This window comes from Paenibacillus sp. YIM B09110, assembly GCF_037167145.1.
GTDB lineage: Bacteria > Bacillota > Bacilli > Paenibacillales > Paenibacillaceae > Pristimantibacillus.
This window is the reverse complement of sequence record NZ_JBANSP010000014.1, coordinates 95391-119268: the sequence shown is the minus strand read 5'-3', so window position 1 is coordinate 119268 and position 23878 is coordinate 95391. Positions and strand designations below refer to the sequence as shown.

Sequence of the window (23878 nt, the reverse complement as noted above, 5' to 3'; positions counted from 1 at the left end):
ATCAATTACGTTATAATTTGAAAACGCATACATTAAAGCTGGGTATATCCACCTACTCCCCAAAGAAAAGAGAAGTAATCCAAAAAAAGTGATATGTACGGCAGAGCTGTTCCCGGTTATATTTGCCCTAAACATGAAGTCCTTTAGGAGGAAGCCTCATCGTGGAGCTCGCCAAGAAATTGAAATCGCTGCGAATCTATCCGAAGCTGGTCATAACATTTTTGCTAGTTCTGAGTCCGATCTATTATATCGGGCTTCAAATGAATGAGACCGGGACAGGTCATGTCAAGGATGAAATAACGAATTCGCTCAAATCCAGGGTGAACCTCTATATGGAAATTTTGGACACGGACTTTGAAAGCACGATCCGGCTGATGCAGGATTATGTCAATGACGATGACTTGCTCAAGCTGAGCACGTCGGCAACCATCATGTCGGATATCGAGCGTACCGAATCGATTCTTCGTCTTAAGAAACGGCTTGATCTGCTGAAGCAATCCAGCCGATTCGTGGAAAACGCCCAAGCGATGATACCTGCAATCGATCGGACGGTTGCTGCCAACGTCAATGCCGTGACGTCCTTTGACCATGCGGAATTCGAAGCATTACGGATAAATAAGAACCTTTACGGTTCGCCGTTCATTTTGATTGATAACCGCATATTCCTCAGTATCCCCTATCCTGATGTCAATACGGGACGCGAGCCCATGTTTGTTCTGGCTGTCCAAGTGTCTCGTTCTGAACTAACGTCCGCCCTTGGGCGGTTTACGAATACGGGCGGAGGTGCCGTGCTCTCGGGTACGGGAACGGAATGGGCGATTGCCGGCGCATTAGAGGCGAATAAGCGGGAGCTGTTCTTAGCTCATATGGATAGGATAAGCAAAGGAACGAACTCGGGTAATTCGGAGCAAACCGCACGGATCGGCAATGAGACCTATATGGTGGTCCAACAGAGTTCAGAACGGATGGGACTAATTATGAGTATGTTCGTTCCCTCCAAAGATATCGACAAGCCCCTGCAGGATTACCGGAAGTGGCTCGTGATATTGTCGGTTGTTTCCGCCATATTAGTATTGGTATTCTCTTACAGCATATATAGGATGATTCATCAGCCGCTAAAGACGTTGATTCAAGCCTTTCGCAAGCTTGAGCAAGGCAATTTCAACTTTACCGTTAAGTATTTCTTCAAGGATGAATTCGGCTATCTATATGACCAGCTCAATGCGACGATTCGGCAGCTTGACGTACTCGTCCATGAAGTGTACGAGCAGCAATACAGGGCGCGAACCTCGGAGCTTAAGCATCTTCAATCTCAGATCAATCCTCACTTCTTGTACAATACCTATTTCCTTCTGTATCGAATGGCCATGCTCAAGGATAACGAAAATATAATCCTGCTTTCCAAACATCTGGGCGAGTATTTCCAATACATTACGCGTGACGGAGCGGAAGAAGTGCCATATGAGCTGGAAGCGAGGCATGCGAAAACCTATATGGATATTCAGACGATCCGGTTCGCAGACCGGATTCAAGCAGAGTTCGGGGAGATGCCTGCGGAAGCCATTGGAATTCCGGTGCCGCGCCTGATCATACAGCCCATTATCGAGAATGCGTACAAGTATGCTCTTGAGCAAAAGAAGCGCAATGCATGGCTTCGGGTCACGACTGTCCTAAGCGCAAAGGAGTTAATGATCACCGTAGAAGACAACGGTGACGAACTTACTGAGGAAAAGCTTGGCATGCTTAAGACGATGCTGAACTCTGGTGCAGACATCGAGAATACTGGCTTACTGAACGTGCACAGGCGGCTTCGAATCCGATATGGGGAACGAGCTGGTCTCCGGATCAGCAGAGGCGGGCAAGGCGGCATGAAGGCAGAATTGATTATACCGCTTGGGGAGGAACGATCATGAAGAAGCTGCTCATTGTCGATGATGAGCCGTATACGGTAGACGGCCTGCAGGTGATGTTATCGGAGATGGAAGATTTGGAGCTTGAACTATACACGGCTTATTCGGCTGATGGAGCGATTGACCGGATGATTCGAACGAAGGTGGACATCGTTCTGAGCGATATCCGCATGCCCGGCATGGACGGTCTGGAGCTCCAGCGATGGGTATCGAAACGTTGGCCTCGCTGCAAAGTGATTTTTTTGACCGGACACGGTGATATCCAATATGCCCAGCAAGCGATCCGTGGCGGAAGCATGGATTATATTTTGAAAACGGAAGGCGACGAGGCTATCGTCAAGAGCATCAGAGGGGCAATGGCTATGCTCGAAGAAGAAGAGCAGAGTGACCAATTCCTGTTGAAGGCGAGACAGCAATTGAGCCAGACCATACCGGTGCTGCGTAAGGAATGGTTCATGGATTTGCTCGATATGAGAACCAGATCCTCCAATCTGAGCGAACGGAAATTCGAGGAGCTTAACGTACATTTAACGCTTCAGGAGAAGGTACTGCTTGTGGGCGGCCGAGTGGACCGGTGGGGGGAGGGAGACGGCCTCGCCAATCAGGCGCTATTGCTGTATGCCATCCAAAATATAGCGGAAGAGTATTTGGAGCGCTTACCGCTATTAACGATTATATTGGAAGGTTCCGAATTCGTATGGCTCCTCCAGCCGAACACGGAGCAGGGTATGGGGGAGGAACTTGATTTTTGGTCGGATACAACGGCTTATGTGCTAAGCGCGCTGGAGAGCATTCAGGCAACCTGTCGATCGCTTCTGAAGGTTACGATCTCGTTGGTATGCACAGGCAAGCCTTCTGCATGGGATGAGATCGGCACGTCTTATAGCAGGATCGGGCAAACGATGGTGCTAGGTATAGGCAGCGGGGAGGAGATGTTGATTGCGTCCTGTGAAGAGGAGCCTGCCGGTGCGAATTCTGATGTGTACAGACGTAATGCAGCTGAACTGGAACGATATCTGGAAGCGAATTCCGAAGCAGAGTTCAATCAGTATGTAACGGAACTGTTTCATAAGCTGCCGAACATATTCAACATCTATGCCCAAATCTACTACAGCATTGTTTCGCTGCTCCTCGGCCAGATTAACAAGCTAGAGCTTGGCGGGAGTCCGGTCTCCGCCGATTCAATCGACAGGCTGCTGTATCTGACTGGTCACAGGACGAAGGAGCAGGCTGTGCTTGTGCTCAAGGAAACGGCTGCGGAGCTGTTCGAGCAGAAGCGGAATGTGCTCGATGATCGGACGCATCGCGTCATAGGCAAGCTGAACGCTTATATTAGGGAGCATCTGTCCGAGGATCTGTCGCTCGACGTATTAGCCGATCAAGCCTATATGAATGCCTCATACTTATCTAGCTTGTATAAGCAATTTACGGGAATGAATATCTCCGACTACATCGCGGAACTCAGGGTAGGCAAGGCGAAGGAGCTGCTGACCCATTCGCCGCTCAAGATTCATGAAATCGCAGCAGCTGTAGGCTATGGAACGGCGGGTTATTTCACGCGTTACTTCAAGAAGCATGTCGGTATGACGCCGCAGGAATATAGGAATTAACTAGGACGTAACGCAGTGGGAGGAGGCCGGCTGTCATGCGCCATGAATTTGCTAGGTATATGTTGGTAATTGCTGTTGTAAGCATTCAGCTCGGCTTAGCTGCTTGTTCTGGAGTTAGTGGGGATAACGGCATCAATACCGGCAGTCCGAACGAGATGACGGAATTGAACCCGTATCTGGGCAAATACGATCCCCCGATCGAAATATCCACGTTCAGGATCATTGATGACAATGTCAAATTCGCTGGCGATGAGGATATGGACAACAATCAGTGGACGCGAACGTTAATGGAGAAGCTGGGCATTCGAGTACGCAATCAGTGGATTGTAAAGGGTGACTTGCCAGGTGGACCAGGCGAGCAGAAAATGAATGTAAGTATCGCAACCGGTGAATTGCCGGATTTTTTTCCCGTCACCGCCACCCAACTGAAACAGCTGGCAGATTCAGACCAATTGATGGACTTGACCGAACTGTACGAGCAATATGCTTCGCCGCAAGTAAAGGAAATGGTAGACAAAGCCATGAATGATAAGGCATCAGCGGTAATTGGCGGACGTCTGCTCGGCGTGCCGAGGCCTGTATCCACGATCGACGGGTCATCGATCCTATGGATTCGCAAGGATTGGTTAACTAAGCTTCAATTGCCTGAGCCGGAGTCGATGGATGACCTGCTTCGGATATCGGAAGCATTTACGAACAAGGATCCCGACGGCAACGGCATATCGGATACATACGGGCTTGCCGTAACGATGAACCTGTATGGATCCGCCTTCAGCAACGGGTACTTCGGCACGCTTGAAGGTTTTTTCAACGGCTATCATGCTTATCCCCAGCAATGGATTCGGGATATATCCGGACGGCTTGTGTTCGGGAGCATCCAACCGGAAATGAAAGCGGCGTTGACCAAGCTCCAAGAGTTGTACCGGAGCGGACAGCTCGACCCTGAATTTGCCGTAAAAGATGAGGTGCAGGAAGGGATAATGACCAGCACAGGGCGAATCGGCATCACCTACGGAGCCCATTGGGTCCCGCTCAGCAATTACCTTAAAGACAGGAAAAATGACGATTCGGGGGCTGCTGATTGGCATGCATACCCGATTGTATCGGCGGATAACGACCCTGCAAGGGTTCAAATCCCTGGTAGCGGCGTAGACCGGTTCTTCTATGCGGTCAACAAGGATGCCGAACATCCGGAAGCGCTCTTCAAGATGATAAACTTATTCGCGGAATTGCAATTCGGTTCCGAGACTTCGACTGCGGACTGGCAGAAACATTCCAAAATGAACGGCATTGAGATCTGGCGTTATTTTCCCTTCCCGGTAGGTCCAGTAGACAAGAACGTAAGCGTCCATGAGAACGTCGTTGCCGCTTTGGAAAGCGGTGATCCGTCATTATTGAATCCGGAGGAAGCCGATGCTTACAAGAGAAGCATAGCAGTGGAATCCGGCAACTATACGGTAGATGATTGGGCTTACGACAAAGTGTTCGGGCGTGGAGGGTCCCAGGCCGTTATTAACCATTACCTAGAACGGAAGCTGCTGAAGCCAGGGGAGTTCTATGGTATTGCCACGCCGACGATGTCGGAGAAGCTAGAGACCTTGAGAAAGATGGAGATAGAAATGGTTACAAAGGTTATAATGGGCAATCCGATTAGTGACTTTGACAAGTTCGTGGCGGACTGGAAGCAGATTGGCGGCGAACAAATCACAAGGGAAGTGAATGATTGGTTTGAATCAACACCATAGGTTAGTACTGTCCCAAGAGAAGGACCTCAGCCCCCGCTTTGCAGCGGAAGTGTTGAGGTCCTTTGTGTGTAAAACAGGATATTCCAATGTCGTTGGCTCGTTTTCGCCAATTTAGCCATATTAGCCTGTATGAAATCCATTCACGATCGGCTAGAACAAAGACTCGAAGGACTAGTTCACAAACAGAAGAGAAGGATTCCAAAGGAAGTGAAATATACGGCCATTTATAAGCAATCTATACTAAAGACGTACCAAGGAATTGGACAAAAGGGAGGACAAAATCATGTTCCAAAAGAGAAGAACATCACTGGCTATTGCGTTAGTATGTCTGAGCTTGGCTGTTGCCGCTTGCGGCAATACCGAGAACAATTCTAACAAAGGAGCTAATACGCCCGCTGAGAGCAACAAAGCGGCGAACGCGGGAGAGACGGCCGATACCGACCCTTACTTGGGTAAATACGATCCAGCCGTTGAGATTTCGACCGTGCGCGTCATCGGCGATTTGAAGTTCGCCGAGGGCGAAGACTTAGAGAACAACCAATGGACGCGCACGCTTGAGGAAAGACTTGGCATCAAGCTCAAAAACAATTGGATCGTGAAGACCGACCAAGGAAACGAGAAGATGAACGTCACGATCGCGTCGGGCGATCTGCCGGATATCTTCGCAGTCAATGCAACGCAATTGAAGCAATTGGTGGAAGCAGGAGAACTGATGGACTTGACGTCATTATACGACAAGCATACATCTCCGCTGTTGAAGGGCTTCATGGATGATGCAACGAACGCAATCGCCTCAGGAACGTTTGATGGCAAGCTTATGGCCTTTCCAAGTCCGGGCTCCACGATCGATGCGGCGCCGGTTGTATGGATCCGCAAGGATTGGCTCGATAAGCTTAGTATTCCTGAGCCCAAATCGGCGGCTGACATTCTGGCTATCTCGGAAGCATTTACGAAGAACGATCCGGACGGTAACGGCAAAAACGATACGTACGGACTTGCGCTTATGAAAAATTTATACGGAGCTTTTGGCTCTTTGGAAGGTTTCTTTAACAGCTATCACGCATACCCGCAGCAGTGGGTTAAGGCATCTGACGGAACGCTTGTGTTCGGCAGCGTACAACCGGAGATGAAGACAGCGCTTGCCGCGCTTCATGAGATGTACAAGAACGGTCAGATTGATAAAGAATTCGGAGTCAAGGACGAAGCGAAGGAAGGCGAGCTGGCGGTCTCAGGGAAACTTGGGATGACGTATGGTCCGATGTGGCTGTCGCTTTCTTCTCTTAAGGATAATCGCGCGAATGATCCGAATGCTGATTGGCAAGCTTATCCGCTGGCATCTGTGGATGGCAAAGCAGCGAATCCACAGGTTCCTGGTCTTGCCGTAGGTTCCTATTATGCGGTTAGCAAAGATGCGAAGAACCCGGAAGCGCTGTTCAAGATGGTCAACTTGTTTGCCGAGCTGCAATTCGGTCCGGACACGCCGACGGAAGATTGGGAGAAACATTCCAAGGTGGATGGCATTGAAGTATGGCCGTACTTCCCCTTCCCTGTGGGCCCTCCTAACAAAAATCTCGGCATTCATGAACGGATTGTCAGTGCTTTGGAGAAAAAGGATCCGGCCGGGCTCAATCCGGAGGAGATGGATGCCTATAAAAACAGTCTTGCGATGGCAGAGGGGACGGGCGATGCGAATGCTTGGGGTTACGATAAAGTATTCGGTCCGAAGGGTTCCTTTGAAGTTATAGCGCAGTATGTCCATGGCGATCTTATGAAGCCTAGTGAATTTTACGGCATCAACACGCCAACGATGTCAGAGCGGAGCGAAACGCTTAAGAAGATGGAACTGGAAGTATTTACGAAGATCATCATAGACGGCTCCATCGACAATTTCGACAAATTCGTAAGCGATTGGAAGAATCTTGGCGGAGATGCCATGACCCAGGAAGTGAACGAGTGGTCTAAGACGAAGTAATTCGTGGGCGGAAATCAGACGGGAAAGGAGCTGGGCATCCGCCTGACCTTTCCCGCTGTTCGTCCAGGAAATATCTCAGCAAGGTAAGGAGGAGGCTTTAAGTGAGTGAACGGGTGATAAATGGAAATAACAACATGCCTCTGAAGGGGAAAAAAGCGCTTTGGGGAAAAAATCGGGTGCCGCAGTTGCCTCTGCATCTAATGATTCTTCCTGCGCTGATTCTTATCATCATTTATAGCTATGGTCCGATGCTCGGCATCATGATCGCTTTTCAGAAGTTCATTCCAGCCCGCGGAATCGGCGGATCGGAGTGGATCGGCTGGGACAACTTTCGATATGTGATGGCAATGCCGGATTCGTACAGAGTGCTCAATAACACGATCATCATTTCTTTTATGAAAATCGTAAGCAACCTAGTGGTGCCGGTCACGATTGCGCTTCTTCTTAATGAAATTCGGAAGGAAGCGTTCAAGAGAAGCTTTCAAACGCTTATCTACTTACCGCATTTCCTCTCATGGATTCTGCTAGGCGGTATTCTAATCGATGTGCTATCACCATCTACTGGTATCGTAAATCAGTTTATATCGATGCTGGGGTTTGATCCTGTTTTTTTCCTTGGAGACAACAGCTGGTTCCGGTTCGTTCTGGTTTCCACGGATGTATGGAAGGAATTCGGCTACAACACAATCGTATATTTGGCTGCTCTCACCGGCATTAACCCATCCCTTTATGAGGCGGCAATCGTGGACGGCGCCGGTCGATGGAAGCAGACTTGGCATGTGACTCTTCCAGGCATCACGCCGATTATCGTATTGCTCTCGGTATTAAGTCTAGGTAACGTGCTGAATGCCGGCTTTGACCAGGTATTCAATCTTTATAGTCCGCAAGTCTATGAGTCAGGTGACATTATCGATACGTTCGTCTATCGGATCGGCCTCGTTGACGCGCAGTATTCAGTAGCTACTGCCGTAGGCTTATTCAAATCAATCGTTTCTCTCAGCTTTATTCTCATTTCTTATTTTCTTGCCTATCGGTTAGCTAACTATCGCATTTTTTAGAGAAAGGAGTGAAGGACGGTGGTAGAACAACGATCTTTAGGCCGATCAGCCTTTACCGCTTTTAATTATGTATTCTTGATTTTGATTTCCTTGCTGTGCTTATTTCCCCTGATCCATGTGCTGGCTGTCTCCTTCAGTTCAAGTGAAGCGGCCGCTGGCGGTTTAGTCAACTTGTGGCCTGTCGGTTTCACAACGGCATCTTATGAATATGTGCTCAGCAGAGGCGAATTTCTTGCTTCGATCCAGGTGACATTGAAGCGCGTAGGCATTGGGGTTATCGTCAATATGCTGCTGACGATTCTCGTGGCATACCCTCTCTCGAAGGAAGTTCGTTCCTTTCCATATCGAACGCTGTACGCTTGGTTGTTTGTCGTGACCATCTTGTTCAACGGCGGTCTGATTCCGATCTACATGACCGTCAAGTATACCGGGATCATGGATACGATCTGGGCGCTGGTTCTCCCGAGCGCGGTGCCTGTTTTTAATATTATTTTGCTATTGAACTTCTTTAGAAGCCTGCCGAAAGAGCTTGAAGAGGCGGCTTTCATCGACGGAGCGGGACAGTGGGCTACTCTGTGGAAAATCTTCGTGCCCTTGTCGATGCCGGCATTGGCCACCATTATGTTGTTTGCAACCGTCAATCATTGGAACTCATGGTTTGACGGTTTGATATTCATGAACAGGCCTGAGCATTATCCGCTTCAAAGCTATTTGCAGACAATCGTGGTTCAGCAAGATCTAAGCGATATCGCATCGCAGGATCTGGATATGCTGTCAGAGATCAATAATCGTACCTTCAAAGCGGCGCAGATTTTTTTGGGAGCGCTGCCTATCCTGCTGATCTATCCTTTCCTACAGCGGTTTTTCATCAAGGGGATAGTGCTCGGCAGCGTGAAGGAATAATCAGATGGGGATGAAGATAATGCGGAAAGTAAAAGTAGGGCTCATCGGCTGCGGCATGATCAGCGGCATTTATTTGGAGAATTGCACGAAAAGGTTCGATGTCCTCGAGATGACGGCAGTTGCCGATCTTGTGCCCGAACTCGCAAGTCGGCGGGCAGAGGAGTTCGGTATAAAAAAGGTATACACGGTCGATGAGCTGCTAGCCGATCCCGAGATCGAGATCGTTCTTAATCTAACCGCACCGCATGCGCATACCGAGGTGAATTTGAAGATTCTCGGTGCAGGCAAGCATGTCTATGCAGAGAAACCGTTCGCTTTAACGAGGGAAGATGCCGATCTTGTCCTGTCGACCGCTAAAGCGAACGGTTTGCGCGTAGGTTCGGCGCCTGACACCTTCCTAGGCGGCGGATTGCAGACTTGTCGGAAAATCATCGATGACGGCTGGATCGGAACGCCTTATGCCGCTAGCGGCTTAATTATGATGGGACATGTGTGGGACGGCAATCACCCCAATCTTCCGGCGCTGATGAGGCTGGGCTGGGATCCTTTATTTGACATGACACCTTATTATTTCACAGCGATGGTAGCTCTCCTCGGACCTGTCGCCAAAGTTTCCGGCTTCGCAACGAATGTCCGCAAGGAGCTTGTGGTTACGAATCCGAGGTCGCCGCATTACGGGACGACGGTTCCCGTTGAAGCGCCGATGAATACGACCTCCACGCTCCAATTCGAGAGTGGAGCGATAGCAACGATGCAGGCTGCCAAGGAGAGCTTCGGTTACACGCCAAGACTTGAGATATATGGTACGGAAGGCGTTCTGTACGTTCCGGATCCGAATAACTTTGATGGCGCGATACGCCTTTTACAACCAAATGGAGAAATCAGGGAAATTCCGTATTCGCATGGATTCGCCGACAACAGCCGCGGCCTAGGACTGGCGGATATGGCTCATGCGATTCAATCAGGCAGACCCCACAGAGCGAGTGGCGAATTGGCCCGTCATGTTCTAGATATTAAGCTTGGCATCATTGAATCATCTCTAACGGATAGGCATATCCCGATTATTGCCCAGTGCGAGCGGCCAGCGGCACTGCCGATGGGGTTAAAATACAATTTGCTGAATGACTGATTCTGGAATCACATCAAATGAGAAGGAAGTGAGAGGATGCGTTTTCACATAGCTCTACAAACTTGGACGATCAGAGAGCAGCTAAACGAGGATTATTTTGGTTCATTTACGAAAGTCGCCGAGATTGGATACGAAGCCGCTGAAGTCGGCATGCCGCCTGAAGGCGTTTCTTCTGCGGACATGAAGAAGCATTTTGACAGGATCGGTCTTCATGCATTAAGCTGCCACGCGAACCTGGAGCAATTGACGAACAGCCTGGAGGAATTGATTGATTTTGTGAAAGGGTTAGGCAGCCGGTATATCGTACTTTCTTATTATCGCTTCGGCTCGAGAGAGGAAGTGATGGAGATAGCTCGACAATTAAATCAGATTGGTCAAAGCTGCTTGGATCATGGCATCCGATTCCTCTATCATAACCACGACTGGGAATTTTTGCGTTTTGATGGCGAATACGCCTTGGATTTGCTGCTGGAAGCAACAGATCCGAAGCTGGTCGGCGTGGAACTGGATGTATATTGGGTGAAGAAGGCAGGGGTAGATCCTGTCGCCTATTTGAGAAAGCTCGATAGACGATGTCCTCTCCTTCATGTAAAGGATATGGAACCCGGCGAAGAGCAATGGTTCGCGGAAGTGGGGGAAGGAATTCTTCCAATGGAAGAAATTATAGCTGCTGCTTCTGAGGTAGGCACAGAGTGGTTGATCGTCGAACAGGACAGCTGTCGGAGATCGCCGTTTGACTGTATTGCCACCAGCTACGACAATCTGCAGAAGATGGGAGTCCTTCAGCCATGACAAAGGAACTGCGGGTCGGGCTGCTCGGTTACGGCTTCGCCGGCAGAACATTCCATGCGCCGGTCATTCGTTCTGTACCTGGTCTGAAGCTTGCTAAGGTGCTCGAGCGCAGAACTTCCCTATCGAAGGAACGGTATCCATGGGTAGAGGTTACGGATCAGGTCAGCGAATTATATGGGGACGATTCGATTGATATTATTGTAGTTGCCACGCCGAGCACGAATCACTTCGAATTTGTCCGAGACGCTCTTCTGGCTGGTAAACACGTTGTTGTCGAGAAGCCCTTTGTGCCAACTGCGGAGGAGGCTGACGAGCTGATCGCGCTTGCCGGGAGGAAAGGCAAGATGCTGAGCATTTTCCACAACCGCAGATGGGATGGGGATTTTCTAACGATCCAAAAACTGCTGCGGCAAGGATTATTAGGACAGATCATGGAATGCGAATTTCATTGGGATGGGTTTGATCCTGTCATGAATCCAGGTAATTGGCGCGAGACCGCTGGACAAGGAGCAGGGGTATTCTATGATTTGGGAGCGCATTTCATCGACCAGGCACTCTGCCTGTTCGGCGTTCCCGACACGATTGGGGCGGATGTCCGAGTCCAGCGGGAAGGCGCCTTGGCGCATGATTATTTCGATGTAACTCTCGGATACGCGAGCGGCTTAAAAGTGAATTTGAAATCTTCGCGATTCATTCGGGAGCAAGGCCCCCGGTATCTCGTGTTCGGTAAGAATGGAACTTTCGTCAAATACGGCACTGATCCGCAGGAATCTGCGTTGATTAACGGAGCGATGCCGGCTACCGCATCCGATTGGGGGAAGGAACCCGAATCGTGCTGGGGGAGGTTGAATACGTCGGCCTTCGGCTTGCATTTTAATGGTCTGGTCGAAACCTTGCCAGGATGTTATCATTCCTATTACCAGAACATTTACGATCATTTGACAAATGGAGCAGAGCTTGCGGTTAAACCGGAAGAAGCGCGTACGAATATTCGTTTAATCGAACTGGCTCTGCAAAGCCATACAGAAGGCAAGACGCTGCCAGTAACCTTGTAAAGCATACGAATGAAGAGCGGCTGCTGCATGCAGCCGTACACGCTTGTGATGGAGAGGATGATTCATTTGTTTCCGTTCAAAACAGCTTTAAATGCATCCACCTTATTCCCATTTCAGCTGAACGTGCTTGAGCAAATTCGAATAGCTGCCGGAGCGGGTTTTGAAGGTATTGAACTTTGGGTGAAAGATATTGAAGCTTATTTGCAAAATGGAGGCACTCCAGTTGAAATAAAGTCGTGTCTCGAAGAATCAGGGATCGCCTTCGTGAATGCAATCGCTTTTTTCAAGTGGAGCGATGCTAACCTGCATATAAGAGAAGCAGGTTTCTCCCAGGCGGAGAGAGAGATCGCCATGCTTTCCGAGTTAGGCTGTCAGGCTGTAGCTGCTCCGCCTTTCGGTGATGTTGAACACATATCGATAAAGGAAATGGCGGACAACTTCGCGCGGCTCGTATCATTGGGTCGTTCATATGGCGTCGAGCCCTATCTGGAGTTTTGGGGCAGGGCGAACAAATTGTCTGTTCTAGATGAGGCACTCTGCGTTGCGCTTGAAAGCGGTGTTCCGGATGCAAAGATTTTGCTCGATCCCTTCCACATGTATACGGGCGGCAGCGATATATCCGCTATGAAACGTTTGAATGGGACGCAGATCGGTATTTTTCATGTTAACGATTATCCTGGGTTTCCCGGCAAGGAAGCAATCACGGATGCAGAGCGTGTATTTCCGGGCGAAGGCATTGCGCCAAGTAGAGAGTTCGCAACCAATCTAATTGATGTTGGGTATAGGGGTTACTTATCGCTTGAGCTATTTATGGAAGACTACGGCGGAATGAACCCGCGGGAGGTCGCCGTAAAGAGTTTACTGACAATGAAGAATGCGTATACGATATAAGCAAGGCGAAGAAGAAAAAGTATGGCGCCACCTTGTAGAGGTGGCGTCTTTTCTATGAGAGCTTTGATCTTGTTGATGTTCAAGTTGAATTGGCATAAACAGGAAATACTACTAATATCCCTTGACTGGAATATTCTTGAAGTGTTATATAATTCATAAGAAATGAACGTTCCAAATAGGAGGGGAATACAAAGTGAATCAGGAAGTTACAGCCTACATCGAAAATCTGCCAAAATGGCAAGGAGGGATCAGTTCGACCCTGCGCGACATGATTCATAAGACGGTTTCGGAAGCCGAAGAACGCATTCAGTATAAGAAGCCGCATTTTCTAAAAAACGGACATTATGCAGCGGTTATTTCGCCTTCGAAGGACGCCATTGCGTTCATGATTATGAATGCAAACGGCATAGACTTTCCGAAAGGATTCGAAGGGCCATCCGAACGGAAGTGGATTAAATTACGGGAAGGCGACACGCCAGATATTGTCCTGCTGTCAGAGCTTCTGAAGAAAGCCTCAAGTACACTGTAGCTAATCATTGCGAGGACAGCCAAAAGCGGCAGTTGACTGAGCTGTAGACATAGGCTCGAGCAAATAGAAGAAGGCGCCCTAAGGCGCCTTCTTTTATTTGTCTCCACTTCAATATACTAATCTCGACGTAAATTCAGAGTGGAGACTTGAAGAAACTTTTGGATCGCGAGGGCACATGCGCCTAATACGCAAGACTGCTTGCCTATTGCGGATATTTTTATTTCGCGGTAATGGCTGATTCGGGAATGCATTTGCATACGGATCTTGTCCAAGGAGTCGGGGGAGAGGCGCAGAAGCTCGCTGTCTAGCACGATGACCTCGGGATTGTAGATGTTGATAATATTATTGAGCCCGATAGACAAGTAGTAAAAGTAAGAATGCATGATTCGATAAACCTCGGAATCCCCTTCGCGGAGCCAACAATGAATTTGTTCATACGTAACAGAGGCCCCTTGTTTAACCGCGCTCACCTGTTGAAAAACGCTCGCTTCGGAGGCATATTTCTCCCAGCAGCCCTTATTGCCGCAAGTGCAGGGGTGACCGTCAGGAACGACGATCATATGTCCGATCTCGCCGGCGAAACCGTCTTGTCCGCGGAAAAAAGAATGGTTAAACATCATGCCCAGGCCGATGCCGGAGTATAGGGTAACGCATAGCAAATTATCAGTTTCGTGATGGAAAAAGGTACGCTCCGCGAATGCGCTAAGATTAGCGTTGTTTTCCACATGCACCCGGGCCCCAAGCGTCTTCTCCAGGTCGGTCTTTAGCGTTACTTGATGCCAATCGTACGAAGGAATGTAATGAATGACCTCTTCGGTCGATACGAGACCGTGGATGCCGATAACGATTCCGACAATGCCATACCTGCAGGCTGCATACCGTTCTTGGTAGGTTTGAATCGACGTTAGGAGCAGAGTCAGTATATCCTCATACTTAGTTGTTTCAAGCGGGATCGTATCCGTTGCGACGATAGCGCCTTGAAGATTGGCTACCGCGAACGTGACCCGTCCGAACTCCAGATCGATGCCAAGCGCATATCCGGCCTCCGCATGGATGGAGAGCATGATGGGTTTGCGTCCGACAAGGTTGTACTCCATATTTGTCTCTATGACCAGCTCTTCATCCAGCAGATCGGACACCTGGGCCGATATGGTTGCCCGCGTTAAGGCGATTGCTTTGGACAGATCGGCGCGGGAGATCATTCCCTCTTGCAAAATATGTTTCATAATCAAGGAGCGGTTCATTTTTTTGATATAGGATGCATCGCCTGTAACCATCAATACGTAATCCTCCAAATCCGAACGAGTAGAAAAGCTATCCTCTATTATAGCATGGCGCGTGAAATACCTACGACTAAAGGCAAAAGATACAATTGACAACCATTTAGAGCCTTGATACATTTATACCATAATTAATTCGTTTACTAAACAAACTAATTATGAGGCTACAAAGGACAGTCGTCAATATCGGGAAAATGAATCGTAGGAAGACGATCTGAAAAGGAGCGAGTGTTAGCAATGGGAATTCTTCAGGAGCTTGTAAAAGATATTCCGATTCCGAAGATGGCGAAGGTTAAGGTGAATTTTGACGAGACCAGAATCGATGATTTGGCAGCGGAGCTGCTGCCAAAGCTGCAGCGCGAGGCTATCGCCGGAAAAGTAAAGCCAGGCATGGAAATCGCGATTGCAGTCGGAAGCAGAGGTCTCGACAGGCTTGTGGAGATAACGGCCGTTACCGTAAAGTTCCTGCAAGACGCCGGGGCGCAGCCTTTTATCGTGCCTAGCATGGGCAGCCATGGCGGAGCGACGGCGGAGGGGCAGCGCGAGGTGCTGGCGCATCTTGGTATTACAAAGGAGACGGTAGGCTGCGAGATCAGATCCTCGATGGAGGTCGTAAAGATTGGCGAGCTGCCTAATGGATTGCCCGTATATGTCGATCAATACGCCGCTGCCGCAGACGGAATGGTCGTCATTAACCGAATCAAGCCTCATACCGCGTTCCGAGGCGAGGTTGAGAGCGGCATGATGAAGATGATCAGCATTGGGCTTGGCAAGCAAAAGGGAGCGGAAGCTTGCCATCAGCTCGGATTTAAATATATGGCCGAGAACGTACCGGCAATGGCGAAGATGATTATGGCGCATAAACCGCTGTTGTTCGGCGTTGCCTCGGTAGAGAATGCGTTCGATAAAGTGGCGCTTATCGAGACGATGACGCCCGAGGAAATTGTGGATGACGAGCCAGCGTTGCTTGTTCGGGCCAAGGCGCTGCTGCCTAAGCTGTATTTTGACCAGTTGGATGTACTCATTATCGATCAGATCGGCAAAAACATTAGCGGGGACGGCATGGACCCGAACATTACCGGACGGTATCCGACGCCGTATGCGCATGGCGGACCTGACGTGAACAAAATGGCGGTACTGGATGTGACCCATCAAAGCGAAGGTAATGTCAACGGCGTTGGAACGGCCGATTTCACGACGCAACGGCTAGTGGACAAAATGGACCGCGAGAAAACGTATGCGAACGGCTTGACGTCCACCGTCGTCGCGCCGACGAAGATTGCAACGACATTGCCGAATGACAGGGAGACGATTCAGGCGTCCATCAAAACCTGCAATATTTTGCATTTTGAACAAGTCAGAATGGTACGCATCAAAAACACTCTGGAGCTTGGCGTGATCGAAGTATCGGAAGCGCTTCTGGAAGACGTGCGGCTTCATCCCAAGATGGAAATCATTCAGGATTTATACGAAATGCCTTTCGATAGCGAAGGCAACTTATTCTAAGGATAGCGGGGGAGATCGGAAATGGTTAATTTGTTTGATTTGGCAGGCAAAACGGCGGTCGTGGTGGGAGGAAACGGCGTGCTTGGCTCATCGATGGCGGAAGGCCTGGCCGCTCATGGGGCGAATGTCGCCATCGTTGGACGGAACTATGACAAAGCGAAATCGGTAGCGGATGGAATCGTCGCCGACGGAGGAAACGCACAAGCTTTTCAAGCCGATGTCGGTTCCAAGGAATCGCTTCGCCAATTGTCCGCCGAGATCGAAGCATGGTCGGGAGGCTGCGATATTTTGGTGAACGCGCCGGGCAAGAACAGTCCGACTCCGTTTTTTGAACTGGAAATGGAGGAGTGGGACGACATAATGGACGTGAACCTGAAGGGCATCGTCCTCACTTGCCAAATTTTCGCCAAGCGGATGATTGAGCAAGGACGGAGAGGCAGCATCATTAATATCTCGTCGGTATCGTCGACAACGCCATTATCCAAAGTATTTACTTATTCCGTGTCCAAAGCAGGCTTGAACAGCGTTACTCAGTTTCTTGCGCGCGAATTCGCGGAGCAGGGGATACGCGTGAACGCCATCATACCCGGATTTTTCCCGGCGGAGCAGAACCGGAAAATATTAAGCGAGGAACGCGTCGCCTCCATTATGAGGCACACGCCGATGAACCGGTTCGGAACGCCGGAGGAGCTGCAAGGAGCCACGGTTTGGCTCGCGTCCGACAAAGCTTCCGGCTTCGTAACCGGCACGCTCGTGCGCGTGGACGGCGGCTTCGGCAGCATGACGATTTAGAGAGGAGACTGTGTAGTGATGAAGGATAAGTATGCTGCCCTGCAGGAGATCCTGCGCGAGATGCGATCTGTCGTCGTTGCTTTCTCGGGCGGCGTCGACAGCACGTTCCTGCTGAAGGCTGCCGTGGAAACGTTGGGAGCGCAGCATGTTCTTGCCGTAACGGCCGATTCCGAGACGTATCCGACAAGCGAGCTGAAGGAAGCAGAGCAGCTGGCGGATCTTATTGGAGTCCGTCACGAGATTATATCAACCTCCGAGCTGGCTATACCCGGATATGCGGAAAATAACAAAAACCGCTGTTACTTCTGTAAAAGCAGTCTGTTCGATCATTTGCTTCCTTTGCTCGAGGAGAGGGGCTTCGCCAATATCGTCTACGGCGTCATTGCCGACGATATGAACGAGCACCGCCCGGGCATGCAGGCCGCCAAGGAAAGAGGCATTCGAGGACCGTTGCTGGAAGCCGGCTTATTCAAGCAGGAGATTCGGGAACTGTCTAGCGAGTTCGGGCTGCCGACATGGGATAAGCCTTCTTTCGCCTGCTTATCATCGCGGATCGCTTATGGCGAGACGATTACGAACGAGAAGCTGCAAAAGGTGGAGCGGGCCGAAGCGTATTTGAAATCGCTTCATATTCGTCAGGTCCGAGTGAGGACGCACGATGAAATTGCCCGGATTGAAGTAGAACCTGGCGATATGGCAGCGGTTATGTCCCATCACGAGGCGATCGTCGAGCGTTTGCAGGCTTTTGGCTATAAATTCGTTACTTTGGATCTGCTTGGCTATCGGAGCGGGAGCATGAACAAATCACTGAACCTGTAAGCCGAATCCATACTCGATCTGTAAATAAAGGAAGGTAAACGCATGACTACTTATGTTATGGGACTCGATATCGGAACGACGAGCGTGAAAGCATGCCTGTTCGACCGAATCGGCAATCTCGTCGCCGAAGCGGAGCGAATGATTGCTTCTGAATACCCGCAGCAGGGCTGGGTGCAGCAGGATGCCGCCGAGATTGAACGATTGGCGGTTCAAGCCGTAAGCGAAGCTGTCGGCAAGGCGGCGATTAGCAAGGAACAGCTTATCGCAATCGGCTTCTCGGCCGCCATGCACTCGCTAGTGCCCGTGAACGATCAAGGCCAGCCGCTATCGGCTGCATTCATTTGGGCGGACGGCCGAGGGACGGAGCAAGCCGATCGGATGACGGGGGAGGAACGAAGCCGTCTGTATGCGAAGAGCGGCACGCCGATCCATCCGATGACGCCTTTCATGAAGCTGCTATGGATGAAGGAGGAACAGAGCGAGGCGTACCGTCAAGCTTCTTTCTTCATGTCAATCAAGGAATATGTTATTTATCGCTGGTTCGGCAAACGCGTAATCGATTATTCGATGGCGTCGGCGACCGGCTTGTTCGATCCTTTCGCATTGAGATGGGATGAGGAATTGCTGGAGCTCGCAGGCATACGTGCGGATCAGCTGTCCGAGATCGTGCCGCCGACGGCTTTATTGGGAGAATTAAAGGCCGATCTGGCTGAGCAAATGGGGCTGTCGCCATCGACTCCCTTCGCCATCGGAGCCGCCGACGGCCAGTTGTCCAATCTGGGAACGGGCGCTCTCTTGGCCGGGGAGGTGGCTGTATCGGTCGGAACGAGCGGAGCGATCCGGCAAGTCACCCGCGAAGCGAAGGTCAGTCCGAACGGCGAGACGTTCTGTTATTCGTTCACGAATGATTCCTATATTATTGGCGGGCCGACGAATAACGGAGGCATCGCTCTGCAGTGGCTGAAGCAATTGTTGAACGATCCCGGAAGCTATGAGAGCTTTCTTGCCGAGGCGGACCAATGTCCTCCGGGAGCGGAGGGGCTGCTGTTCTTGCCTTACATTAACGGCGAACGGGCACCGCTTTGGAATCAAAGGGCGAGAGGCAACTTCTTCGGCATGACGATGACGCATGCGAAAGCTCATTATGTAAGGGCCGTCTTGGAAGGCATTACGTTCAACCTCTATCAAATCGGGCGTGCGCTGGAGAAGCTGGCCGGACCTCCGAAGCAAATCTACGCGAGCGGAGGATTGGCGAGATCGCCGATCTGGCTACAGATGATGGCGGACGTATTCGATACGGCGATTTGCGTCTCAGGAAACCATCACGCCGCAGCGTGGGGAGCAGCTTGGACGGCATTGATCGCGATCGGGGAAGAGAAGAGCTTCGAGGATATTAAAAGCAATATACCGATGGGCGATGCCGTTCTTCCCAATCCCGAGAACAGCAGGAAATACAAAGAGATCTACGGGCGTTACGAGGAGCTCGCAGCCCGACTTGCGCCTTTATTCTAGGCTACTCATAACGCTAAGAGGTGAACAGCGTGCTGGAAAACATTTTAAAGCAGGTACAGGACGGAAGCATGAGCATCGAGGACGCTTCTAAGCAATTGGCTCCGTTCGAGAATCTCGGCTTCGCGAAGGTCGACCATCACAGAAAAAAACGGCAAGGGTTCCCCGAGATCGTGTTCGGCGAGAACAAAACGGTGGAACAGATTATAGGCATCGCAACAGCGCTGCAATCGCAAAACAATGCAGTCCTTATTACTCGGATTACAGAGGAGAAAGCCGTCGCGATTCTGAACGTTTGCCCCGATTATGTCTATGACAGCACTTCGCGGCTTCTCTATTGGAAGAGCTCCGAACCATCTAGCAGCAAGCGCGAAGGATACATTGCCGTCATCGCGGCAGGGACATCCGATATTAGCGTCGCGGAAGAGGCGGCGGTTACCGCCGAGGTGCTTGGCAGCAACGTTCATCGTATTTACGACGTCGGCGTTGCCGGCATTCATCGACTGCTGCACCATGCCGAGGAAATTCAGCAAGCGACGGTTTCCGTCGTCGTAGCAGGAATGGAAGGGGCGCTTGCCAGCGTGGTAGGCGGATTAGTGTCTCATCCGGTTATTGCCGTTCCGACAAGCGTAGGCTACGGGGCTAACTTTGGCGGGCTGTCGGCGTTATTGACGATGCTTAATTCATGCGCTTCGGGCATTAGCGTCGTCAACATCGATAACGGCTTCGGAGGGGGATATAATGCAGCGCTTATCCATCAACTTATTCATAAAGGAGAGAACAAGCAGTGAAAACGTTATATATCGATTGTTTCTCCGGCATAAGCGGGGATATGTTCATCGGAGCGCTGCTCGACGCGGGCGGCGACCTTCGCTTGCTTCGGGAGGAACTGAATAAGCTTCATATCCACGACGAGTATGAGCTTACGCGGGAGAATGTCAACAAAAACGGCATTACGGCCGTGAAATTCGATGTGGTGCTCCAGCATCAGGCAGACAAGGATGCACATGTACATGAGCATACTCACGAACATGTTCATAGCCACGACCATTCCCATACTCACGAACATGATCATAGCCACGATCACAACCATGACCATGACCACGGACACGTACATCCTCACACGCATGACCATCATTCGGACCACGTTCATCATCATCACCATCATGAGCATCGGGCGTATAAGGACATCGTTCGCTTAATCGAGGATTCGGCTTTGGACGATAAGGTCAAGCAAACCGCTTTTGCGATTTTCCGGAAAATCGGGGAAGCCGAAGGCAAAATCCATGGCATTCCGTTAGAGTACGTTCATTTTCACGAGGTTGGTGCCGTCGACTCGATCGTGGATATCGTCGGGGCAGCCATCTTGATCCATCAATTGCAAATTACGAAGGTCGTCTGCTCCGCCATTCCGGTCGGCATTGGCAAGATCCGAATCGATCACGGCATCTATCCCGTGCCTGCGCCGGCTACGCTAGAGATGCTCAAAGGAATACCGATTGAACAGTCAATGATTAGAACCGAGCTAACGACGCCGACGGGCGCGGCGATTGCCGCGGTTCTCGCGGAAAGCTTCGGTCCGCTGCCCTCGCTGAGCGTCGAGGCCGTCGGTTACGGGGCCGGAACGAAGAATTTCCAAGAACAGCCTAACGTTCTGCGAGTCATGATCGGCCAATAGTCGAAATTACGAAAGTGGAGGAGGAGCATTCCCGATGGGTAAGCCATTGCCGCCGCCGAACGAGCATATGGATAACGAGATGGTAAAGATGGAAGTGAACTTGGACGACATGCAGGGCGAGTGGCTTGGCTACGTGATGGAGCTGCTTTTTGAAGAAGGAGCCAACGATGTTTATTACACGCCGATCTTCATGAAGAAGAACAGGCCAGGCACGCTGCTGCAGCTGCTTTGCTCCAATCGCAAAATCGACGAAATGAAAAACATCCTGTTTCGAGAAACAACGACACTGGGCATCCGTTATTACCCGTTGACTGTACATCGCCTGGAGCGCGTTTTCGTAACCGCACAGACGGAATGGGGACCGGTAACGGTGAAGAAAGGCATTTACGGCGGGGAAGTCGTCCAGTGGGCGCCTGAGTATGAAGAGTGCAAAAGAATTGCGAAGTCGAAAGGAATACCGCTTAAGATCGTATATGATGCCGTTCGCAAGGCAGAAGCTTAATTGGCAGAGGATTGGGGGTATGCAGTTTTGGTTATGAGTTTGTTTTCCGCATTAATGGTCGGTTTTATTTTGGGAATCAAGCATTCCATTGAACCTGACCATATTATTGCTGTATCCACAATGGTAGGAAAAAGCAAGAAGCTTTGGCGCTCTACCTTAACGGGCGTTTTTTGGGGAGTGGGCCATACTGCGACTTTATTCGTCGTCGGCATGGTTCTCGTGCTGCTGAAAGGTGACTTGCCGGAGAAGTGGGCGATGTCGCTAGAATTTTTAGTCGGGATTATGCTTGTTTATTTAGGCGTGAAAAGTCTAATTGTTAAGAAGGGCTTGGTCTCGAAATCTCCTAACGAAGTGAAAGGTTCCTTATGGAAGGTGACGATCATTGGCTTCATTCATGGCCTTGCTGGCAGCGCGGCGATGGTGATCCTAACCTTATCAACGGTATCGTCCGTATGGGAGTGCGCCTTATATATACTTATTTTCGGAATAGGAACCATTACGGGAATGCTCGTCTTTACGACGATTTTAGGCATCCCGTTCGTATACGGCAATTCTAATAAAACGTGGAATATCTCGTTAGCGCGAATAGCTGGAACCGTAAGTTTCCTATTCGGACTTTACTATATGTACAACCTGGGAGTAACAGAAGGCCTGTTTGAGACTTGGCTAGGTTGATGAGGCGCTTGGAAAAATTTCGAACCAGAAAACACGAGGAGCGGGATGACTGTGGAGAAAGGTTTTATGGATGATGATTTTATGTTGGAGACTCCGGTAGCAGCTGCTTTGTATCATGAATACGCCAAACAAATGCCGATCATTGATTACCACTGCCATTTGAGTCCAAAGGAGATTTATGAGAACAAGAAGTATCGCAATATTTCGGAAGTGTGGTTATCGGGGGACCATTACAAATGGAGATTAATGAGGGCTAATGGAATTGATGAGCAACTGATAACCGGGGATGCGAGCGATTATGATAAATTTTATGCCTTTGCGAGAACCGTACCATTGATGATCGGAAATCCGATGTACCATTGGACGCATTTGGAACTGAAGCGCTATTTTGGGATCAACGAAAACCTTAATGCCGATACGGCTCCGATGATCTGGGAGAGAGTGAATGCGATGCTCGCCGGGGGCAGTCTTGGTGCCAGAGATTTCATCCGAAAATCAAATGTACAAGTGATCTGCACGACGGATGATCCGGTCGATTCACTTGAATATCATATCCAATTAAAGCAGGATGCTGCATTTGACGTGAAGGTATTGCCAACCTTCCGCCCGGATAAGGGACTGGATATTAACGGCGATCATTTTTTGGAATGGATTAGCAAGCTGGAACGAACCTCAGGCATTGCTGTCTCGGACTATGAGGGATTATTGGCGGCCCTTGAAAATAGAGTGGATTTCTTTCATTCAGTCGGTTGCCGAGTGTCCGATCATGGTTTAAATGATGTTCACTTCGTCGGCGGGACAAAGGAAGAAGCAGCGGCGGTATTCGCAAAATCACTTGCAGGGGCAAAGGTAAATCCGAATGAAGAGAAGCTTTACAAAACAGCTCTTCTCGTCTTTCTAGGTAAGCAGTACGCTAAACGCGACTGGGCGATGCAATACCATATGAATGTGCTCCGCAACAATAATACACCTGCATTCGAGAGTCTAGGTCCCGATGCTGGATATGATTCGGTGAACGACGGCACCCTAGCCAGACCGTTGTCTTCGTTGTTGGATGCGATCGAATGCGGAGGAAGTCTTCCAAAGACGATCTTGTACTCGCTTAATCCAGCGCAAAATCACGTGATCGGGTCGATGATCGGCAATTTTCAAGGTGGCGGTATTGCCGGCAAAATGCAGTTTGGATCGGGATGGTGGTTTAATGATACGAAGGAGGGGATGATCGCCCAGCTGAAATCGCTCGCTGAACTCGGACTTCTCAGCCGATTCATTGGCATGCTGACCGATTCGCGCAGCTTTCTGTCTTTTACCCGCCATGAATATTTCCGGCGAATTTTGTGCAATCTGCTTGGCGAGTGGGTAGCAAAAGGCGAATATCCCCATGATATTGAGACAATCGGCATGATCGTTCAACGTATTTGTTATCACAATGCCCAAGAGTATTTCAGTTTCGAATAATAGTTGCATAGAAACCCGAGGCGGGCTGCCCCTAAAGTCTAGTTGACTTAGGGCGGCCCTTCTTT

At 50.0% G+C, this 23878-nt stretch carries 21 protein-coding genes; 20 read left to right on the top strand and 1 reads right to left on the bottom strand.

Annotated features, from left to right (window positions below):
• The first annotated feature begins 161 nt into the window (after positions 1-161).
• The 11 genes from V8F51_RS20060 to V8F51_RS20010 all read left to right on the top strand — a co-directional run bounded on the left by V8F51_RS20060 (position 162) and on the right by V8F51_RS20010 (position 13594).
• Positions 162-1913, top strand: coding sequence for a sensor histidine kinase (locus V8F51_RS20060; RefSeq protein WP_337102190.1), 1752 nt, complete (start codon positions 162-164; stop codon positions 1911-1913).
• Positions 1910-3520: a response regulator transcription factor gene (locus V8F51_RS20055; protein WP_337102189.1), complete on the top strand. Its 1611-nt coding sequence runs from the start codon at positions 1910-1912 to the stop codon at positions 3518-3520. The genes V8F51_RS20060 and V8F51_RS20055 overlap by 4 nt, the downstream gene beginning before the upstream one ends.
• A gap of 35 nt (positions 3521-3555) precedes the next feature.
• Positions 3556-5265, top strand: coding sequence for an extracellular solute-binding protein (locus tag V8F51_RS20050; RefSeq protein ID WP_337102187.1), 1710 nt, complete (start codon positions 3556-3558; stop codon positions 5263-5265).
• 283 nt (positions 5266-5548) lie between these two features.
• Positions 5549-7237, top strand: a complete 1689-nt coding sequence (locus V8F51_RS20045; protein ID WP_337102185.1) for an extracellular solute-binding protein — start codon at positions 5549-5551, stop codon at positions 7235-7237.
• Between the two features lie 134 nt (positions 7238-7371).
• Positions 7372-8295, top strand: a complete 924-nt coding sequence (locus tag V8F51_RS20040) for an ABC transporter permease (RefSeq protein WP_337102233.1) — start codon at positions 7372-7374, stop codon at positions 8293-8295.
• A gap of 18 nt (positions 8296-8313) precedes the next feature.
• Entirely contained in the window at positions 8314-9198 is an 885-nt protein-coding gene (locus V8F51_RS20035; RefSeq protein WP_337102184.1) for a carbohydrate ABC transporter permease, read from the top strand.
• 19 nt (positions 9199-9217) lie between these two features.
• Positions 9218-10327 carry a Gfo/Idh/MocA family protein gene (locus V8F51_RS20030; RefSeq protein ID WP_337102183.1) on the top strand — a complete coding sequence of 370 codons (1110 nt, stop codon included), beginning with the start codon at positions 9218-9220 and terminating at the stop codon, positions 10325-10327.
• A gap of 36 nt (positions 10328-10363) precedes the next feature.
• On the top strand, positions 10364-11119 hold the full coding sequence (locus V8F51_RS20025; protein WP_337102182.1) for a sugar phosphate isomerase/epimerase family protein: 756 nt from the start codon (positions 10364-10366) through the stop codon (positions 11117-11119).
• On the top strand, positions 11116-12174 hold the full coding sequence (locus tag V8F51_RS20020) for a Gfo/Idh/MocA family oxidoreductase (RefSeq protein ID WP_337102181.1): 1059 nt from the start codon (positions 11116-11118) through the stop codon (positions 12172-12174). The genes V8F51_RS20025 and V8F51_RS20020 overlap by 4 nt, the downstream gene beginning before the upstream one ends.
• Before the next feature lie 27 nt (positions 12175-12201).
• Positions 12202-13065, top strand: coding sequence for a sugar phosphate isomerase/epimerase family protein (locus V8F51_RS20015; RefSeq protein ID WP_337102180.1), 864 nt, complete (start codon positions 12202-12204; stop codon positions 13063-13065).
• 193 nt (positions 13066-13258) lie between these two features.
• Entirely contained in the window at positions 13259-13594 is a 336-nt protein-coding gene (locus V8F51_RS20010; RefSeq protein ID WP_337102179.1) for a DUF1801 domain-containing protein, read from the top strand.
• 116 nt (positions 13595-13710) lie between these two features.
• On the opposite strand, the gene V8F51_RS20005 is transcribed toward V8F51_RS20010, so the two are convergent.
• Entirely contained in the window at positions 13711-14871 is a 1161-nt protein-coding gene (locus tag V8F51_RS20005) for an ROK family protein (RefSeq protein ID WP_337102232.1), read from the bottom strand.
• A 240-nt stretch (positions 14872-15111) separates the two neighbouring features.
• On the opposite strand from V8F51_RS20005, the gene V8F51_RS20000 reads away from it, so the two are divergent.
• The 9 genes from V8F51_RS20000 to uxaC are packed head-to-tail and all read left to right on the top strand — an operon-like array spanning position 15112 to position 23813.
• Positions 15112-16380 carry a lactate racemase domain-containing protein gene (locus tag V8F51_RS20000; RefSeq protein ID WP_337102178.1) on the top strand — a complete coding sequence of 423 codons (1269 nt, stop codon included), beginning with the start codon at positions 15112-15114 and terminating at the stop codon, positions 16378-16380.
• Positions 16381-16401: 21 nt separating this feature from the next.
• Positions 16402-17172: an SDR family oxidoreductase gene (locus V8F51_RS19995; RefSeq protein ID WP_337102177.1), complete on the top strand. Its 771-nt coding sequence runs from the start codon at positions 16402-16404 to the stop codon at positions 17170-17172.
• Positions 17173-17190: 18 nt separating this feature from the next.
• Positions 17191-17991 carry an ATP-dependent sacrificial sulfur transferase LarE gene (gene larE, locus V8F51_RS19990; RefSeq protein ID WP_337102175.1) on the top strand — a complete coding sequence of 267 codons (801 nt, stop codon included), beginning with the start codon at positions 17191-17193 and terminating at the stop codon, positions 17989-17991.
• Positions 17992-18033: 42 nt separating this feature from the next.
• The gene (locus V8F51_RS19985) at positions 18034-19503 is read left to right on the top strand and encodes a gluconokinase (protein ID WP_337102174.1); all 1470 of its coding nucleotides are present in this window, start codon (positions 18034-18036) and stop codon (positions 19501-19503) included.
• A 29-nt stretch (positions 19504-19532) separates the two neighbouring features.
• Positions 19533-20291, top strand: a complete 759-nt coding sequence (larB, locus tag V8F51_RS19980; protein WP_337102173.1) for a nickel pincer cofactor biosynthesis protein LarB — start codon at positions 19533-19535, stop codon at positions 20289-20291.
• Positions 20288-21178: a LarC family nickel insertion protein gene (locus tag V8F51_RS19975; RefSeq protein ID WP_337102172.1), complete on the top strand. Its 891-nt coding sequence runs from the start codon at positions 20288-20290 to the stop codon at positions 21176-21178. The genes larB and V8F51_RS19975 overlap by 4 nt, the downstream gene beginning before the upstream one ends.
• A gap of 34 nt (positions 21179-21212) precedes the next feature.
• Positions 21213-21680 carry a nickel insertion protein gene (gene larC / locus V8F51_RS19970; protein WP_337102171.1) on the top strand — a complete coding sequence of 156 codons (468 nt, stop codon included), beginning with the start codon at positions 21213-21215 and terminating at the stop codon, positions 21678-21680.
• A gap of 27 nt (positions 21681-21707) precedes the next feature.
• On the top strand, positions 21708-22355 hold the full coding sequence (locus V8F51_RS19965) for an urease accessory protein UreH (RefSeq protein ID WP_337102170.1): 648 nt from the start codon (positions 21708-21710) through the stop codon (positions 22353-22355).
• Positions 22356-22406: 51 nt separating this feature from the next.
• On the top strand, positions 22407-23813 hold the full coding sequence (gene uxaC, locus V8F51_RS19960; RefSeq protein ID WP_337102169.1) for a glucuronate isomerase: 1407 nt from the start codon (positions 22407-22409) through the stop codon (positions 23811-23813).
• Positions 23814-23878 lie beyond the last annotated feature (65 nt).